We start from the raw sequence: 16,541 nt of genomic DNA, 5'->3' as shown, positions 1-16,541 counted from the left end.
CTCCGCTTTACCAGATGACTGTCAGCAGAAGTTGCCAGATCAGTTTTTAAGCACTATTAAGTCGTTGGTAATCTGCGCTCAATAGGACAATAATGCCAACAATTAAAAATAAAAAGGAAGGGTTATGACTGCTGTAAAATTTGTTGATGTTGTCGATAAAGAGGCAATTTTTGAAGGTAACGGTTGGGATGCGCTGGTGGTGGTTTCCGCGGATCTTAAATCGATAAAAGTAGATGAAGTAGCAATGCTGGCTGATCATGGCCAAAAAGTCGATCAACGTGTCGGCAAGTCCGTGACATTGTTGTTTGCGCCAGGTATGGCGGGTGGACGCTTAGTGATTGCGCCAGTGAAAAAAGCTGCTGATGAATATGAAGATGTCCGCGTCTTTGCCGATGCCGCACGCAGTGGTATTAGAGTCGCCAAAGAGGCGGGGGCAAAACGGCCGTTATTGCTGGTTAATGGTATCGCTGATGCACGCTATCAAAAATCGGGCGAAGTTGCTGCGTTAGCATGTGGTCAAGAACTATGGCAAGCGTTAGAGCTGCGAGAAGCGGGTGGGGCGGATGAGGAGTTAGAGTGCATTGGTTTATTGAGTGATACGCATAATGCTGCGACGTTAACCGCGATTGAAAAGGGTCGTACTCTTGCGAGAGATCTATGTGGTACCGAACCCGAGCGTATGTCAGCACCCGCTTTTGCTGATTATTGTTTGGCAGCGTTTACTGATAGTGGCTTAACAATATCTGTTGTAGAAGACAGAGATATTCTAGAGCGTGATTACCCGCTGTTATGTGCAGTTGGCCGTTCATCTTTTGCGGTGCTAAGACATCAACCCCGGGTGCTAAAGCTTGAATATGTCGGTGAAGGCGATATTCAGCGTACCTTCCTATTTGCAGGTAAAGGGGTTATTTACGACACTGGCGGTGCTGATATAAAGATTGCTGGTGGAATGGCTGGCATGAGTCGAGATAAAGGTGGCGCTGCTGCCGTTGCGGGCTTAATGAAAACCGTGAGTATGCTTAAACCTAAAGGCATACGCATTGTTGCTGAGTTAGGCTTAGTGCGAAATAGTATTGGTAGCGAAGCGTTTGTCACCGATGAAATTATCGCCAGCCATGCCGGTAAGCGGGTTCGAATTGGTAATACCGATGCCGAAGGGCGACTTGTTTTAGCCGACTTGCTGTCTCATCTGCGTATTAAAGCGGAGTCTGCGGTGAATCCTGAAATGTTCTCAGTGGCGACGTTAACCGGACATGTCGTTCGTTGTTTTGGTGGTTATACCGCGGCGGTAGAAAATAGTGTGGCTAAGCAAGCAAATGTGGCTGAACGTATGCAGCAAAAAGCGGCTGTTTGGGGCGAACCTATAGAAGTGTCACAATTGCGTCGAGATGACTTTAGCAAAATAGTGGACCCATCTGGCGCTGCAGATATGCTTTCGTCAAATAATGCTCCCTCTTCGGTTACTGCGCGAGGGCATCAATATCCTGCTGCATTTTTAATCCAAGCATCGGGTTTAAGCCGTCATGGCTTGAATAGTGACAAGCCTATCGCTTATACACATTTAGACATTGCAGGCAGTGCCACAGAAGGGCACCCACAATACGGCAGCCCAACGGCAACGCCTTTGGTCGGGCTATTTAACTATATGGTCGATAGTCAGTAATTTTCAGAAGCCGACTAAAATGTCGGCTTTTTACTGGATATTAGTGTAATTAAATTACGTAAAAAGTGCTCTATTGGCTTTTTTGATGGAAATACTTGTAATAAAATTACATTTCGTTATAATGATTCTCGTTGGTTAGGCAGGTGCCTAATCGAGCTAGTCTATCCAGGATGGATAATTCTCCAAGGAATCGAGCGACAAGTTGACTTTGCTTAACCCAAGATGGGTTGTAACAACAAGCATAGTATTTGGAATTCAACTTAGTTAGGAGTATTGATTATGTCTTTTACAATGAGTAGCACTATTTATTCGCAGAGCTTTTGGTTAAACACAGATGCTTTGCGTGGTGGTATATACACCATGGCATACAAGGGCTAATCCTTCTTGTAGGCTTTTAGTTTTCATCATCTTTATCGCGCCTTTTAGGTGCTTATAGACCAAGTTGTGAATTGAGTATCAATTTGCAATTGATTACCGCTAGCGCGTTAACCAATTTCCAGTAGGAACACTTGAATACGTCTTGCCCACTCATAGAGTGGGCTTTTTTTTATCTGTTGGTTTGCTATACAGGAATTCATCAGGTTGAGCGTTAGTGATTATCGTTGTTTAATCGTAATTTTTTTGATCCTAAACTGTTAACATTTAGGCGTTGGTTTACAAAAGCAGCTGTTTTTGTGACTTAGGCACACAATTGGTGTGGTTAAATTACCTTTAAAGCCTATTTTTGGCATTATTCGCAATTAATAGTTGTAATTAAATTACAAAAACCTATAATAGCAACTCTTGGTTAGGGTGAATGCCTACCAAGGTTAGTCTATCCAGGAAGGATAATTCTCCAAGGAATCGAGCGACAAGTTGACTCATCAGTTTAATTGGACTCAACCCCGTAATTAAATTGATTTGAGTATTTTTTACAACTTTGTTTAGGAGTAATGATTATGTTATTTACAGCTAGTAGTACTATTTATTCGCAAAGCTCTTGGTTAAATACAGATGTTTTGCGTGGCGGTTTATTCGCCATGACTTTTTAGGGCTAACCCTCCTTTAAAGTAGTTCCATATCCATCAACCTTATAGCACCTTCTGGGTGTGTTTAGACGCAAGTTGTGTATTGACCTTGTTGATACGCCATTGATTAACGCTAGCGCGCTAACCGATTTCCGATTGGAACACTTGAATATGTCTGCCAGCTCTTTGAGCTGGCATTTTTTTTGCCTACAATTTGGCAAAGGGTAAATTCTTTGCTTCTACTTCTCGTTTATTAAACGAGAAGTAGCAGGCATATTGCAGACACAGCCTTAACACGCTGCAAGTCCATCCTTGGAAGCTCGACCATGACGTCCATGTCATGGACGGTCAAGGCCGTATCTACACTTGATTATTGGTGTTTTCATTTAGGCTACTGTGAATTTATGTCTAACTTGGAAGTGACCCAAAACGATTTGACTGCTCTATCAGCTGTTTTGTCTAAATCTAAATCAAAGTCGTGGCGTTCGCCCACACCTGAGCCAAGGGATAAAGCGCTTGTACCTGCTCTTGATTTCATAAGAGTAGAACCCTCAGCGTGCTGACGAAATTGTCTGAAAATCAAAAATTTCCAACGAGGAAGATTGTTATCTTTAAGTCATGAGTTTAGTTTGTCAGTCGGGTGAAATATCATTTCATTAAGTTCCTATATGAAGCTCAAATGCCAATGGTTTGCGCTTTTCTAACCCTGTGTAGATGCGTCCAAGACAGTTGAAATCAAGGCCCATTCTATTCCCTACAGAATTTGGAATTTTCTCCCTATAATAAAGAGTTGCAACGAGATTCAGTTGCGTTTGTACATGCGCTCACTGTAGGCAATTGGAGCGTTTTGAGCTGAAGGTAACTCAGTATTGCCCTTTTCCATTTAGGGTTTTAACTCACAGCCAGATAGTGTCAGCCTATTTGCACTATAATAACTCATGTCAGACAGTTTATCCGTGACGAACGAAAGTACCCAAAGCAAGCCAAATTCAGCAGTACATCCCTATTATCTAACACAATGCATTGACAGGGGTAGAGTGAACACTCTACCCTATAGGTAGAGCGAACATTCTACCTATAGGGTCATTATGCTTAGAGAACAAATTGCCGCTAGTCTTGAAGAGGCGTTCAGTCAATATGGTTTCGCCGAACCGAGCGTTGCTCAGTTAAAGACTGCGTGTAATGTCAGCTTGCGAACCCTATACAAACACTACCCGTCCAAAGAAGCGATGATCGTCGGTGCGCTGACGTATCGTCATCAAAGATACCTCACTTTTCTGCTTAACGAGTCGCCTGCTTGTGGTGTTGAGTCTGTTGTGCATATTTTTAATAAACTTGAACAATGGATGAAAGAATTTTCACCACATGGCTGTCTGTCTATGAGCGCTATTGCGGCCTTTCCCGACAATCCAATTATTAACAAAGCCGTTAAAGAACACAAAGAAGATGTTCGCCAGTTCTTAGGCCTCCAAAGCCAGAGAGAAGATCTTGCAACGGCTCTTTTTTTACTGCATGAAGGTGTATCAAGCGCATGGCCCGTGCTGGGGCGAAACGCGGTAACATCAGCCCAAAAGGCGCTATTACAACTTTTAGAGGAACATTCATGATGACTACTATTCCAAAAATAATGAAGGGTATTCAGCTTGTTGGTCATGGTGGCCCAGAAATGCTCGAATACCGTGATGATATTCCTGTACCCACGCCCACTTCAAATGAGGTACTGATCCGTGTCTCTGCTGCTGGTGTTAACAATACCGACATCAACACCAGAACTGCCTGGTACTCGAATAAGGATGGTTGTAGCTCTGATGTAGGCTGGTCTGGTACTGCGATGGTTTTTCCTCGTATTCAAGGTGCAGATGTCTGCGGTGCTATAGTCGCCGTAGGTGATAACGTCAGTAAAGAACGTATAGGTGAACGAGTTCTTATCGAACCTTGTCTTAGCGAAGCCCACGGTCAGCCACTTAACTCTCCTTGGTACTATGGCTCAGAATGTGATGGAGGGTTTGCTGAATATACTGTCGTCACAGCCAAGCATGCCTATGCAGTGAATAGCGCTCTTACTGATATCGAATTGGCTTCATTTCCTTGCTCTTATTCAACAGCAGAGAATATGCTTACCCGAGCAAACGTCACCTCACATGATACAGTGTTGATATCTGGTGCCTCTGGCGGTGTTGGCTCAGCAGCCATTCAGCTTGCTAAAGCTCGCGGAGCGTATGTTATCGCTATTACCAGCCCAAGCAAAAACCAACAACTGCTGGATCTGGGAGCTGACCAAGTCATATCACGCGATGCTGACTTAATCGAGAATCTAGGTGAAAACAGTCTTGATGTCGTTATCGATCTCGTTGCTGGAAAGCAGTGGCCGCAGTTTTTACGATTGTTAAGACCAGGCAGCCGATATGCCGTGTCTGGTGCGATTGGAGGTGCCTTGGTTGAGTTGGATATCAGAACGCTGTATTTAAAAGATCTAAGCTTTTTCGGCTGCACAGTGCTTGAACCTGAAGTATTCCGAAACTTAGTTAGCTATATCGAACAACGTAAAATTAACCCAATCATTGCACAAACTTTTCCACTGAAAGAGATAAATAAGGTTCAAGACATTTTCTTGAAAAAGAAACACGTAGGTAAAATTGTCCTAAAAGTATCAGAGCAATAACAACAAGTTATCAAAAGTTAGTGAGTGCATAAATGGCTTTGTATTGAATTTTCAGTTCAAGGCCTGTTATTAGCTAAGCTCAAGTTTTTTACTCTGGTATTCAATCTAACCAAAAAATGTTCTCGCTTTGCCTCGAAATCAAGCATCACTGTCCCAATCCCAAGTAGTGACTTCTGGTTATATGCTTTACCAGAGGTTATCCGTAAATCTGGAACTGTGAATTTAGCGTAAGAATTTGTAGAGGATCTTCGCTAAATACAACGCCAGCGATGATATGGTGATTGTCACCGACTCATTAATGAAACCTTGCTTTTTAGCTAAGAGAGGCTGGAGGGAACTTATGCGAAAAGGGCATAAAAATTAGGCTCTTCTAGCGTATGGTAAATAGCTAGCCTGAATTATTATCTGCCCGTATAATCGGCTAAAAATAGGCTTTGTTAACGGTGCGTTAACATTAGTCATAACAATAGTGCCTACATCATAAAATCAAGGAACCTTGTTCCATGCTAGAAAAACTATTCAAACTGAAAGAAAATGAAACGTCATTAAAACAAGAGGTTATTGCCGGGTTAACCACTTTTTTAACCATGGCTTATATTATATTTGTTAACCCGATGATGTTAGCCGATGCAGGAATGGACCATGGTGCAGTGTTTGTGGCCACCTGTTTAGCGGCCGCTATTGGCTGCTTGATTATGGGAATAGTGGCTAACTATCCGATCGCACTCGCGCCAGGAATGGGCTTAAACGCCTTTTTTACGTACACCGTTGTTGGCGAAATGGGCTATTCGTGGGAAACCGCGTTAGGCGCTGTGTTTCTTTCGGGAGTCTGCTTTTTAGTCCTGTCACTTGTGCGTATTCGTGAGTGGATTGTGAACAGTATTCCTATGTCTTTGCGCTTAGGGATTGCGGCGGGTATCGGCTTGTTTTTAGCGCTAATTGGTTTGAAAAGTGCTGGGATTGTGGTGGCAAGCCCTGCAACATTGGTGACCATGGGCGATGTGACTGCATTTCCTGCGGTGATGGCAGTACTTGGGTTTTTCTTGATCATTGCCATGGTGCATAGAGGGATGAAGTCTGCGGTCATTATTAGCATTTTAGCGGTGACTGGACTTGGGCTGTTATTTGGCGATGTGCAGTATCAAGGGGTGGTGGCTATGCCGCCCTCAATAATGCCTACCTTTATGAAGATGGATCTTTCGAGTGTGCTCGAAGTGAGTATGCTGTCGGTGGTATTCGCATTTCTATTTGTCGACCTGTTTGATACTTCAGGCACGTTAATTGCTGTCGCGCAGCGTGGGGGGTTTTTAGATGACAAAGGTAAATTACCACGATTAAATAGAGCGCTAACGGCGGACAGTACAGCGACTATTGCGGGGGCGATGCTCGGGACTTCTACCACCACCAGTTATATTGAAAGTACGGCGGGTGTGAGCGCGGGCGGCAGAACTGGCCTAACCGCGGTCGTGGTTGGTTTACTCTTTTTGGGGTCACTGTTTATTTCACCTCTTGCGGGGATGGTGCCTGCATACGCCACCGCCGGAACGTTATTCTATGTGGCCATTTTAATGATGTCTGGACTGGTGCATGTCGAATGGGAAGATATTACCGAAGCTGCACCCGTAGTCGTGGTCTGTATTTTAATGCCACTGACGTTTTCAATTGCTACCGGTATCGCCATGGGCTTTATCTCTTACGCTGTGATTAAGTTGATGAGCGGCCGCTATAAAGATTTAAGTGTTGGCGTGGTTATTCTAGCAGCGCTGTTTGTGGCTAAGTTTATGTATGGCTAAGAGTCACGGAAGCTGAAGAGTGACTGCCATTTGACACGATAAATGATAAAGCCACCTTGTGTGGCTTTTTTTTGCCTGCTTTAAAGTTTACGCCTCTTTGCTAATCGCTTTCCCTAGGGTTAACATTAATGCCATGACTTAATGGCTATCTACTGATTTCGGTATAGGTTGTCTCATAAATTATTTATATCGTTAATAAATGATTTTTGAAAGTTGGACTTTGACCTTACACTCACAGAGAGATCTCAAGCAAAATTTGAATTGAGATCCTGCCTATCTTGCTATTGAATGCCAAGAATGACTCATTGGAATACTTATCATGTCGTTGATTTTACTTTTAACCCAACAGATGTGCCTTTATCTGGTGATGGTTTATCTTGTCAGTAAGACCCCTTTATTCAAGTTTTTTGCAGAAGCTGCAACCCGCTTGCCTCACAAAATATTCATCTACCTGATTTTTTCAGGTTTTTGCATCATGGCAACCTACTTTGGTGAGCAGACAAACGATGCTATTGCCAACACCCGTGCTATGGGAGCCGTCTTAGGCGGACTTTTAGGCGGTCCAGTGACAGGCTTTTTAGTAGGACTTACCGGAGGATTACACCGCTACAGCCTAGGAGGTTTTACCGATGTGGCCTGCGCAATTTCTACGACTCTAGAAGGGTTTTCAGCGGGCATAATTAGTCTCTATTTACGTGGGCAAGATAAAAGTGAACTGATTTACGCCCCTTTGTTGGTCTGCCTAGTTACTTTTTGTGCCGAAATGCTGCAGATGGGAGTGATTTTACTCGTCGCTCAACCTTTTGATGATGCATGGGCACTGGTCAAACAGATAGCCTTACCAATGCTCTTAGTCAACTCTATTGGTGCAGCCCTATTTATGAGTATGGTAAGAGATCAAAAAACCATGTTCGACAAACTCTCATCTACATTCTCAACTCAAGCTTTAAAAATAGCCGAGCGAAGCGTCGGGGTGTTATTGAAGGGGGTCAATCAAGAAAGCAGTGCTCAGGTAGCCCAAATAATCATTGAAGAAACCCATGTAGGAGCGGTTGCGATAACCGATAGAGAGCGCCTGTTGGCCTTTGTCGGGACCGGCGCCGACCATCATATTCCTGGTACTCCGATATCATCGAAAATAACTCAAGATGCCATTGATAATAATTGTGTCATGTTTGCCGATGGGGTCAATACGGCTTACTCCTGTTCTGTCTCGCCACAATGTAGACTCGGCTCCAGCTTAGTGATCCCGCTTCGTTATGAAAATGAGGTCATTGGAACCATTAAACTTTACGAGCCAAAGAATAAGCTGTTTCTTAACATTAACCGCACACTGGGTGAAGGAATTGGTCGATTATTGTCGAACCAAATCTTATTTGGTCACTTCGAACGTCAACAAAATCTGCTCACTCAAGCAGAGCTGAAGTTATTACAGGCTCAAGTTAATCCTCACTTTCTCTTCAATGCGCTCAATACCATTGCCGCCATCACAAAAAGAGATCCCTTAAAGGCAAGGCAGTTGATCCAACAATTATCTCAATTTTTAAGAATTAACCTCAAACGTACCACTGGACTGGTGACTCTTGCTGACGAACTTGAGCATATAGATTCATATCTGACCATCGAAAAAGCACGCTTTATCGATAAGCTAAACGTTGAGATAGATATCCCTGAACTGTTACTCCCTTTTCGCCTTCCCGCATTTACGTTACAACCCATCATTGAAAATGCAGTTAAGCATGGTACCAGCCATATGCTAGAACGGGGTGTTATAAGCGTTACTGGCAAGATCCACGATGATTTATTAATATTAGAGGTAATTGATAATGCAGGGCTATACAAGTTAGATAACAATTCGGAAGGGCTGGGGATGAATTTGGTTCATAAACGAATTCAAAATCAGTTTGGATCTGAATTTGGTATAGATGTCGATTGTCGCAAAGATGAATACACCAGAGTCAGTATTAAGCTACCATATACGGAAACCGAAACGTGATCACATCACTTATTATCGATGATGAGCATTATGCTCGAGAAGAGTTAGCCGACCTACTGAGTGAAAACTCAGATATAGAGATCATCGGCCAATGCAGTAATGCTATCGAAGCATTGCAGATGATCACAAAGCTTAAGCCGCAGTTGATTTTTCTGGACATTCAAATGCCAAGGATCAGCGGTATTGAACTCATTGGCATGCTTGATCCCGACATCATGCCACGTATTGTTTTCGTAACCGCTTACGATGAATTTGCCATCAAGGCCTTCGATAATCACGCCTTCGATTATCTGTTAAAACCTATCGATGAAAAAAGGCTTCAACAGACATTAAATCGAGTCAGAAAAGATCTTAAACCAAGATCTGTCAGTATTCTTACACCTGAGCAGCTAACTCATCTGCCTTGCTATAGCGGCTGTAAGCTTAAGGTGATATCGATTAAAGAGGTAGAGTTTGTATTTAGCGATCTCTGTGGTGTTAATGTTGCAACTGATAAGGAGCAAGTACATACACATTTGACCTTAAAAGTACTGGAAGAAAAAACCTCATTAATCAAATGTCATCGACAGTACCTGATAAGCCCTGAAGCAATATCTGAAATAGAGATCCAGGAAACCGGAGCCGAAGTTACGACAGTCTCAGGCGCTAAAGTGCCTGTTTCAAGGCGTTACTTAAAACCACTGAAGCAGATATTCGGTTTTCTATAGTCTGTTGGGTTTTTTAGCCGAATCGTATGATTGAAACGTTTGTCGAAAGCAACGATCGCAGCTGGCGCTTATTAAGCTCAGCTTTTAGGTGGTTTAACATTTAGGCAGAAAAAAAGCGTCAGTTCTGTAACAAGCCAAAACCACTTAGGGTCAATATAAAACCGTTAACCCTCTCCATTTGACCACTCACCTGATTCCCCATTTTCTAAATGACAAACCTCTTTACACTGACTGCAATTCAAAATGGGGGAGTGTAATTATGATGTGGTTTCTAATGTGTGTCGGCCTACTTATCGGCGGATATTTTATCTATGGGGCTTTCGTAGAGAAGGTCTTCGGTATCAATGCTCAACGCCAAACACCGGCATTTACTAAAACAGACGGTGTTGATTTCGTGCCAATGTCTAAGGGTAAGGTCTACCTTATTCAACTGCTCAATATCGCAGGTGTGGGACCGATATTTGGCCCTATTCTCGGTGCTCTTTATGGCCCAGCTGCCATGTTATGGATTGTTTTTGGTTGTATTTTTGCTGGTGCCGTTCATGACTACTTCTCGGGTATGTTATCTGTTCGCAATAACGGCCAGTCAGTACCAAACCTGGCGGGTAAATATTTAGGTAAAGGTGCTAAGCACTTTATGAACGTATTTGCCATCATCTTATTATTGCTTGTCGGTGTGGTATTTATTTCAGCGCCTGCTGGACTACTAGGAAAGCTTACCGGTTGGGACGTATCAATCTTCCTCGGTGTTATTTTTGCTTACTATCTTATCGCTACGATTGTCCCTGTCGATAAGATTATCGGTAGACTCTATCCATTCTTCGGTGCGCTGCTGCTCTTTATGTCAATCGGCCTGACGATTGCCATCATGGTCTCGAGTGAATACACATTATTACCTGGCTTCGAAGCCAGTGATTTTCTGACTAACCTTAATCCCAATGATATGCCTTTGTGGCCTGCATTGTTTATTACTATTGCCTGTGGTGCGGTATCTGGCTTCCATGCGACTCAGTCTCCTTTAATGGCTCGTTGTGTAGAAAGTGAAACTAACGGTCGCTTTGTTTTCTTCGGCGCTATGATCGGTGAGGGTGTCATTGCGCTTATCTGGTGTGCTATTGCTCTCTCTTTCTTTGGTGGTGTTGAAGGCCTTAACGAAGGGATGGCGGGTAACCCAGCAAACGTTGTATATGAAGCATCAACTGGGCTTCTAGGCACTGTGGGTGGCTTTATGGCAATCTTGGGCGTTATTGTTCTGCCAATTACCTCTGGCGATACAGCCTTTCGTTCGGCTCGTTTAATCTTGGCTGAATTTTTCAAGATCCCACAGACTGAATTACCTAAGCGTTTAATGCTAGCCGTCCCCCTATTCATCATGGGTGCAATTCTGACTCAAGTTGACTTCGGTGTTATCTGGCGTTACTTCGGTGTCGCAAACCAAACTACTGCGGTCATGATGCTATGGACTGCCTCTGCATACTTGCTGCGACACAACAAGTTCCACTGGATCTGTACGGCACCGGCCATGTTCATGACGACGGTAGTGATTAGCTTCCTGTTGAGCTCACACACCTTAGGTGCAGGGCTGCCTATCACTATTTCAACCATCGCGGGACTTGTCTCTACAGCTGTCATTACCTCATTGGTGATGATTAAGACAAAGGGCAAAGGTGATGAAGGAGTCATCGAAGAAGCTTAACATTTACCCGTTTAGCTGAGTCCATTAGAAAGTCAGTCATGTGACTGTAATGCCGTTTATTTAATGATTTATCGAGCGGTTGACTGATCTTCTAGATGCTTAAGAATCCGAGTCCTATCTCTAGGTCTCGGATTTTTTTATGCTTCTTTAGCTCATGATATGAGCTTTGACGAACTCGGTATTTCCCTCGGATGGTCAAGCGTCTGCCTCAAGATAGGCCAGAAATAAAAATGCCAATAAGTTTAATCGCACTATGCGTGGCTTTTTTGCCAGCTTTAACATTTACGTCTCTTTTGGCCATATATGGCAGGTTAAATACCAATAATATGAGATATATCCAATTCATCTTATTTATTTACGGCTCTTTGTGGGTACTCACTACCAATTCAAACCGAGATTGGGTATAAGGTTTATTCAATGCATTTTAGCTAGATAATAATGAACTTAAGTGAGATTGCTTATCGCCGTGTGGTGGTAAAACTGGGAACGAGTGTGCTGACCTCGGGCAGCCGTAAGTTAGACAAAGCACATTTAGTTGAACTTGCACGTCAAATGGCCAGTTTGATGAAGTCTGGTGTCGAGGTTGTACTGTGTACATCTGGTGCTATCGCCGCAGGAAGAGAACACTTAGGTTACCCCGAACTCCCCGATACCATCGCGAGTAAGCAATTATTGGCAGCCGTTGGCCAAAGCCAATTGATCCTTGCATGGTCTCAGTTATTCAGTATTTATGGTTTACACGTTGGCCAACTGCTATTGACCCGAGCAGATCTGCACGACAGGGAGCGCTACCTTAATGCAAGAGACTCGTTAAATGCACTGTTAGCCCATGGCATAATCCCGATCATCAATGAAAATGATGCCGTCGCAACCGCTGAAATTAAAGTCGGTGATAACGATAATCTATCGGCCAGAGCAGCTTTGCTTTGTGATGCCGACATACTTATTTTATTGACTGACCAAAAAGGGTTGTTTGACGCAGATCCTCGCAAAGACCCCAATGCAAAGTTAATCACGCAAGTTGATACTATCGATGACAGCCTGCGCATGCTTGCTGGTGGAGCGGTTTCCGGGCTTGGTACGGGCGGAATGGCGACTAAGCTAGAAGCGGCAGATATTGCAAGGCGAGCAGGCGTTGAGGTGGTGATTGCGTCGGGACATCATAAAGATGTTATTCAAAAAGTGGTGTGTTCAATCCCCGTGGGTACCCATTTTACCGCCTTAGAAAATCCATTAGAAAGTCGCAAGCAATGGATCCTTGCGGGCCCCGCTACGCGTGGACAATTGATACTGGATCCCGGTGCGGTGGAAGCGGTCACTCATAAAGGCAGAAGCCTGCTGTCTAAGGGCATTACTGGCATAAAAGGGCAGTTCCAACGAGGCGATACTGTTGAGCTTACTGATACCAGCGGTAAAGTCTGCGCGAAAGGGATGAGTCGATATAGTGCTAAAGATCTAAGCCTGATAGCGGGCAAACATTCAGATAGCATCGAGTCGGTGCTCGGTTATGATTACGGTGATGCAGTGGTTCATCGCAACGATATGGTGGTGTTATGAATAATAGTGAATTTTTAAACAGCCTAGGCCAAAAGGCAAAAACGGCAAGCTACGCGTTAGCGAGCTTAACAGGCGTACAAAAAACGGCTTTATTACGTTGTATCGCCAGTAAGCTAACCTATGCAAAGTCTGACATTATTGCTGCTAATCAAAAAGATGTCGAACAGGCACAAGCTAACGGCTTGTCTGAAGCGATGATAGATCGATTGTTAATGGATGAGCATAGGTTACTCAGCGTCATTGCCGATATTGATAATGTGATGGGGTTAACCGATCCAGTAGGTAGCGAGATTGATAGCCGAGTGCTTGATAATGGTCTGCGCTTATCTCGTCGTCGCGTGCCACTGGGAGTTATAGGCGTTATTTATGAGGCACGGCCGAACGTCACCGTTGATATCGCCGTCTTAGCATTAAAAACCGGTAATGCAGTGATACTGCGTGGCGGCAAAGAAACCTTGGCGTCAAACAGAGCATTGTGCAAAGTTATTCGCAGCGCAATGGTTGAGCAAGGGCTACCTGAAGACAGTGTTCAGCTTATCGATAATCCCGATAGAAGTTTGGTAACAGGCTTATTAAAGCTGGATAAATATGTCGATATGATCGTGCCGCGAGGCGGGCAAAATTTACAACGCTTATGTGCTGAGCAAGCGACTATTCCGGTTATTTTAGGCGGCATCGGGATCTGTCACCTTTTTGTTGATGCAGAGGCCAATCTAGAAAAAGCGATTGCCGTTGTAGAAAACGCCAAAGTACAGCGCCCAACGGTGTGTAATGCCTTGGACACAGTATTGGTGCACCAACAAAATGCACAGCGTTTTATCCCGGCTTTATGCAAGCACTTGGCAACACAAGGTGTTAGCTTTTATGGCTGTGAGCAAACTCAAGCTGTTATGGCGATGCACGAGCAACAAGTGCTAGCTGCCACAGATGAGACCTATTCAACCGAATGGTTGTCGTTAAATCTGGGGATAAAAGTTGTTGGCACGCTTGATGAAGCCATTGCGCATATCCGTCAATATTCAAGTGGCCACTCTGAAGGCATTTTGACTGACAATATTCATACCGCAAGTGAATTTATGAACGCGGTAGATTCTGCAGCTGTTTACGTCAATGCAAGTACCCGATTTACTGATGGCGGTGAGTTCGGCCTTGGCGCTGAAGTTGCTGTAAGCACGCAAAAGTTACATGCTCGTGGGCCAATGGGGCTTGAAGCGCTGACAACCTATAAGTGGTTAGCTTGGGGAGATTACACCGTAAGAGGGTAATCACTCATTGGTTTTTAAAGGCCGCTAATGCGGCCTTTTTATTTACCTCAATGGTATTGCGCGCCATATAAACCCTTCTATTCCATATAGCTTATCTTTTTCACCTATTTATATACGCTGCAGTACGGGTAAAAATAGCGATTAATTAGTGTATAAGACTACTGTTACAATAAACATGGAATCTCTATTTTATTATCTTATTGATATATATCGTGTTTAAAGTTGGCCTGTAGATTGCAATTCATTGTTAGTAGTAAAAATGAATCACATCAAAAGGATTTTACCATGACGATAATAAAAACTAAGACTAAAAGAGCAACAGGCATTCTGGCATCAATGGGTCTTTTAGTGGCGATGGTATCAACGGGCACTTTAGCAGCAGAAACACGAACGCTTAACCAGACTTATGCTTATAACGGCCAGTCAGTTAATTTAGATATGGACATTGGTTCTGCAAAGTTTATTGCCACTGATAACGATGAGATAAAAATTGAAGTCATCGTTGAGGGCGCAGACACTAACTGGTTATTTTTCTGGGGCGATACCGATCTGGATGCCGTATCGATTGAATCCACTGCCACGGCTAGTGAAATTACTTTAACGCTAAGTGAGCAAGACAATATAGAGCAACAATGGATAGTCTATTTGCCAAAACAAGCGGCTTTATCATTGGAGGTCGGCATCGGTGACATTGAAGTCACGGGCTTGTCTAGTAACATTGATATCGCGCTCGGGATCGGTAGTGCAAGAGTTGAGCATCAAACGTTATTTAATACGGTAGAGCTTGGCTCTGGTATCGGCGAAGTTTCAATTTCGGAGCAGGGAAAGCACTTAGCAGTAACAGAAAACTTGGTAGCCCAGTCATATTCAAACAAAAATTTGATCGGAGAGTCAACGTTGTCAGTTGATGTTGGCGTCGGTGAAATCGTGGTCGTTAAGCTATAGCAGCAAGGTATTCAACCGCTGTTCGATAGAGTTACCCATAAAAAAACCGGCATAGTCGCCGGTTTGTGAATTCTTCATATGGGTGTTCTTCATTTGAAGGGGGGCTGATGATGTTACTGCACTGGCACCCGTTTTTTGTTGCGCCACTGGCCAAGCTTAGGAAGTACTTGCTGTAGTGCGAGAGCGGATAAGATCAAGCCTAAGCCTATATAAGTCGAACGTTCGATACTCTCATGCAAGATCCAAGCGATAAAGCCTATCGATAACACGGGAGTGATAAACACCAGTGTGGTAATGCTGGCGGTCCGCAGTGCTTTCTTCAACGCAATAAGCCACAGAACAAAGGTCACACCCATCTCAAACAGACCAACATACATACCGGCTAACATGCCTTCTACATTCCAAGTCGGCAGGGTCTGCGTCATCATCAGTGCCGTGACAATAAATGGCAACCCAACAAGGAAGCTGAGTAATAAGCTCACCACAGGGTCACCTTTATCTTTGGTGTTGACGATCCAATAGAGAGACCATAGCAGCGTACTGGTTAGCGCGAGAACCACTCCAGTGGTGCTTTCAAATTCAAACCCAGTCAAATTGCCTTTAGTTGCAATGGTAAATACACCCAAGTAGGCAACGAGGGCTGCAGCGAGATCACTCTTTCTTAGCTTTTGCCCCAATAAAGGCACTGACAGTAAAGGCAGCAAAATAGCCCAAGTGTAATTAAGCGACAATGCTTGCTGTGCGGGTAATAGGTCATAGGCTTTAAATAATACTAAATAGTACAAGAAAGGGCTGAGCAAACCGGTTTGTAAATAAAACAGTGGCCGGCTGACAAATTGCTTCTTAACCAGCGATAATTTATTTTGTGCCACCAGGATGGTTCCGAGCGCCACAATAGAGGTCGTAACAGCAATAAATACCAGCTGTAAAGGGGTGTAATGTGTCAGGGCTATTTTAAAAGCCGTCGCTACGGTTGACCATAGCAATATCGCACCTATGCCGAAAGCATATGCTTGATGGGACTGTTTCAATTTTAATCACTCTACTTCGAGACTACATTCATTTGTTCAGTTATCACATTTGTTAAACTGAACGACACTTTCTTCGATTGTATGCATTATACATCGGTAACGGGTTTAAACAGAGTGTGAGATCAAAAATTTGTAATCAAATGACAAAATTTACATTTTTCCCTTGTATTCGTTTCAAACGTCCCAATATAGGTAACCAAGAGACGAAATGGACAACAT

General features: G+C 43.7%; 11 protein-coding genes. 10 read left to right on the top strand and 1 reads right to left on the bottom strand.

Annotated features, from left to right (window positions below):
* Positions 1-124: 124 nt before the first annotated feature.
* The 10 genes from CXF86_RS09140 (at position 125) to CXF86_RS09095 (ending at position 15,291) form a co-directional block, all read left to right on the top strand.
* Positions 125-1,663 carry a M17 family metallopeptidase gene (locus tag CXF86_RS09140; RefSeq protein ID WP_102038816.1) on the top strand — a complete coding sequence of 513 codons (1,539 nt, stop codon included), beginning with the start codon at positions 125-127 and terminating at the stop codon, positions 1,661-1,663.
* A gap of 2,095 nt (positions 1,664-3,758) precedes the next feature.
* Entirely contained in the window at positions 3,759-4,277 is a 519-nt protein-coding gene (locus CXF86_RS09135; protein WP_101089971.1) for a TetR/AcrR family transcriptional regulator, read from the top strand.
* On the top strand, positions 4,277-5,332 hold the full coding sequence (locus CXF86_RS09130) for an alcohol dehydrogenase family protein (RefSeq protein ID WP_219622725.1): 1,056 nt from the start codon (positions 4,277-4,279) through the stop codon (positions 5,330-5,332). The genes CXF86_RS09135 and CXF86_RS09130 overlap by 1 nt, the downstream gene beginning before the upstream one ends.
* Positions 5,333-5,835: 503 nt before the next feature.
* A complete protein-coding gene (locus CXF86_RS09125) occupies positions 5,836-7,125 on the top strand; it encodes an NCS2 family permease (protein ID WP_101089973.1) in 1,290 nt (429 codons plus the stop codon).
* Between the two features lie 319 nt (positions 7,126-7,444).
* Positions 7,445-9,121, top strand: coding sequence for a sensor histidine kinase (locus tag CXF86_RS09120; RefSeq protein WP_102038814.1), 1,677 nt, complete (start codon positions 7,445-7,447; stop codon positions 9,119-9,121).
* Positions 9,118-9,828, top strand: a complete 711-nt coding sequence (gene btsR / locus CXF86_RS09115; protein ID WP_101089975.1) for a two-component system response regulator BtsR — start codon at positions 9,118-9,120, stop codon at positions 9,826-9,828. The genes CXF86_RS09120 and btsR overlap by 4 nt, the downstream gene beginning before the upstream one ends.
* 259 nt (positions 9,829-10,087) lie before the next feature.
* Positions 10,088-11,524, top strand: a complete 1,437-nt coding sequence (locus tag CXF86_RS09110; protein ID WP_101089976.1) for a carbon starvation CstA family protein — start codon at positions 10,088-10,090, stop codon at positions 11,522-11,524.
* A gap of 438 nt (positions 11,525-11,962) precedes the next feature.
* A complete protein-coding gene (gene proB / locus CXF86_RS09105; protein ID WP_101089977.1) occupies positions 11,963-13,081 on the top strand; it encodes a glutamate 5-kinase in 1,119 nt (372 codons plus the stop codon).
* Entirely contained in the window at positions 13,078-14,346 is a 1,269-nt protein-coding gene (locus tag CXF86_RS09100) for a glutamate-5-semialdehyde dehydrogenase (RefSeq protein WP_101089978.1), read from the top strand. Before proB ends, CXF86_RS09100 begins: the two co-directional genes overlap by 4 nt.
* Before the next feature lie 285 nt (positions 14,347-14,631).
* Entirely contained in the window at positions 14,632-15,291 is a 660-nt protein-coding gene (locus CXF86_RS09095; RefSeq protein ID WP_101089979.1) for a hypothetical protein, read from the top strand.
* A 113-nt stretch (positions 15,292-15,404) separates the two neighbouring features.
* On the opposite strand, the gene CXF86_RS09090 is transcribed toward CXF86_RS09095, so the two are convergent.
* On the bottom strand, positions 15,405-16,322 hold the full coding sequence (locus CXF86_RS09090; protein ID WP_101089980.1) for a DMT family transporter: 918 nt from the start codon (positions 16,320-16,322) through the stop codon (positions 15,405-15,407).
* Positions 16,323-16,541: the final 219 nt, after the last annotated feature.

It is taken from the genome of Shewanella sp. GutCb (genome assembly GCF_002836135.1).
GTDB lineage: Bacteria > Pseudomonadota > Gammaproteobacteria > Enterobacterales > Shewanellaceae > Shewanella.
The sequence above is the reverse complement of the archived record's forward strand: the minus strand, read 5'-3'. Positions and strand labels throughout refer to the sequence as shown.

Bases quoted from the DNA above. Each gene is read 5' to 3' on its own strand.
- CXF86_RS09140 (WP_102038816.1), top strand. From the start codon at position 125: ATGACTGCTGTAAAATTTGTTGATGTTGTCGATAAAGAGGCAATTTTT.
- CXF86_RS09135 (WP_101089971.1), top strand. From the start codon at position 3,759: ATGCTTAGAGAACAAATTGCCGCTAGTCTTGAAGAGGCGTTCAGTCAA.
- CXF86_RS09130 (WP_219622725.1), top strand. From the start codon at position 4,277: ATGACTACTATTCCAAAAATAATGAAGGGTATTCAGCTTGTTGGTCAT.
- CXF86_RS09125 (WP_101089973.1), top strand. From the start codon at position 5,836: ATGCTAGAAAAACTATTCAAACTGAAAGAAAATGAAACGTCATTAAAA.
- CXF86_RS09120 (WP_102038814.1), top strand. From the start codon at position 7,445: ATGTCGTTGATTTTACTTTTAACCCAACAGATGTGCCTTTATCTGGTG.
- CXF86_RS09110 (WP_101089976.1), top strand. From the start codon at position 10,088: ATGATGTGGTTTCTAATGTGTGTCGGCCTACTTATCGGCGGATATTTT.
- proB (WP_101089977.1), top strand. From the start codon at position 11,963: ATGAACTTAAGTGAGATTGCTTATCGCCGTGTGGTGGTAAAACTGGGA.
- CXF86_RS09100 (WP_101089978.1), top strand. From the start codon at position 13,078: ATGAATAATAGTGAATTTTTAAACAGCCTAGGCCAAAAGGCAAAAACG.
- CXF86_RS09095 (WP_101089979.1), top strand. From the start codon at position 14,632: ATGACGATAATAAAAACTAAGACTAAAAGAGCAACAGGCATTCTGGCA.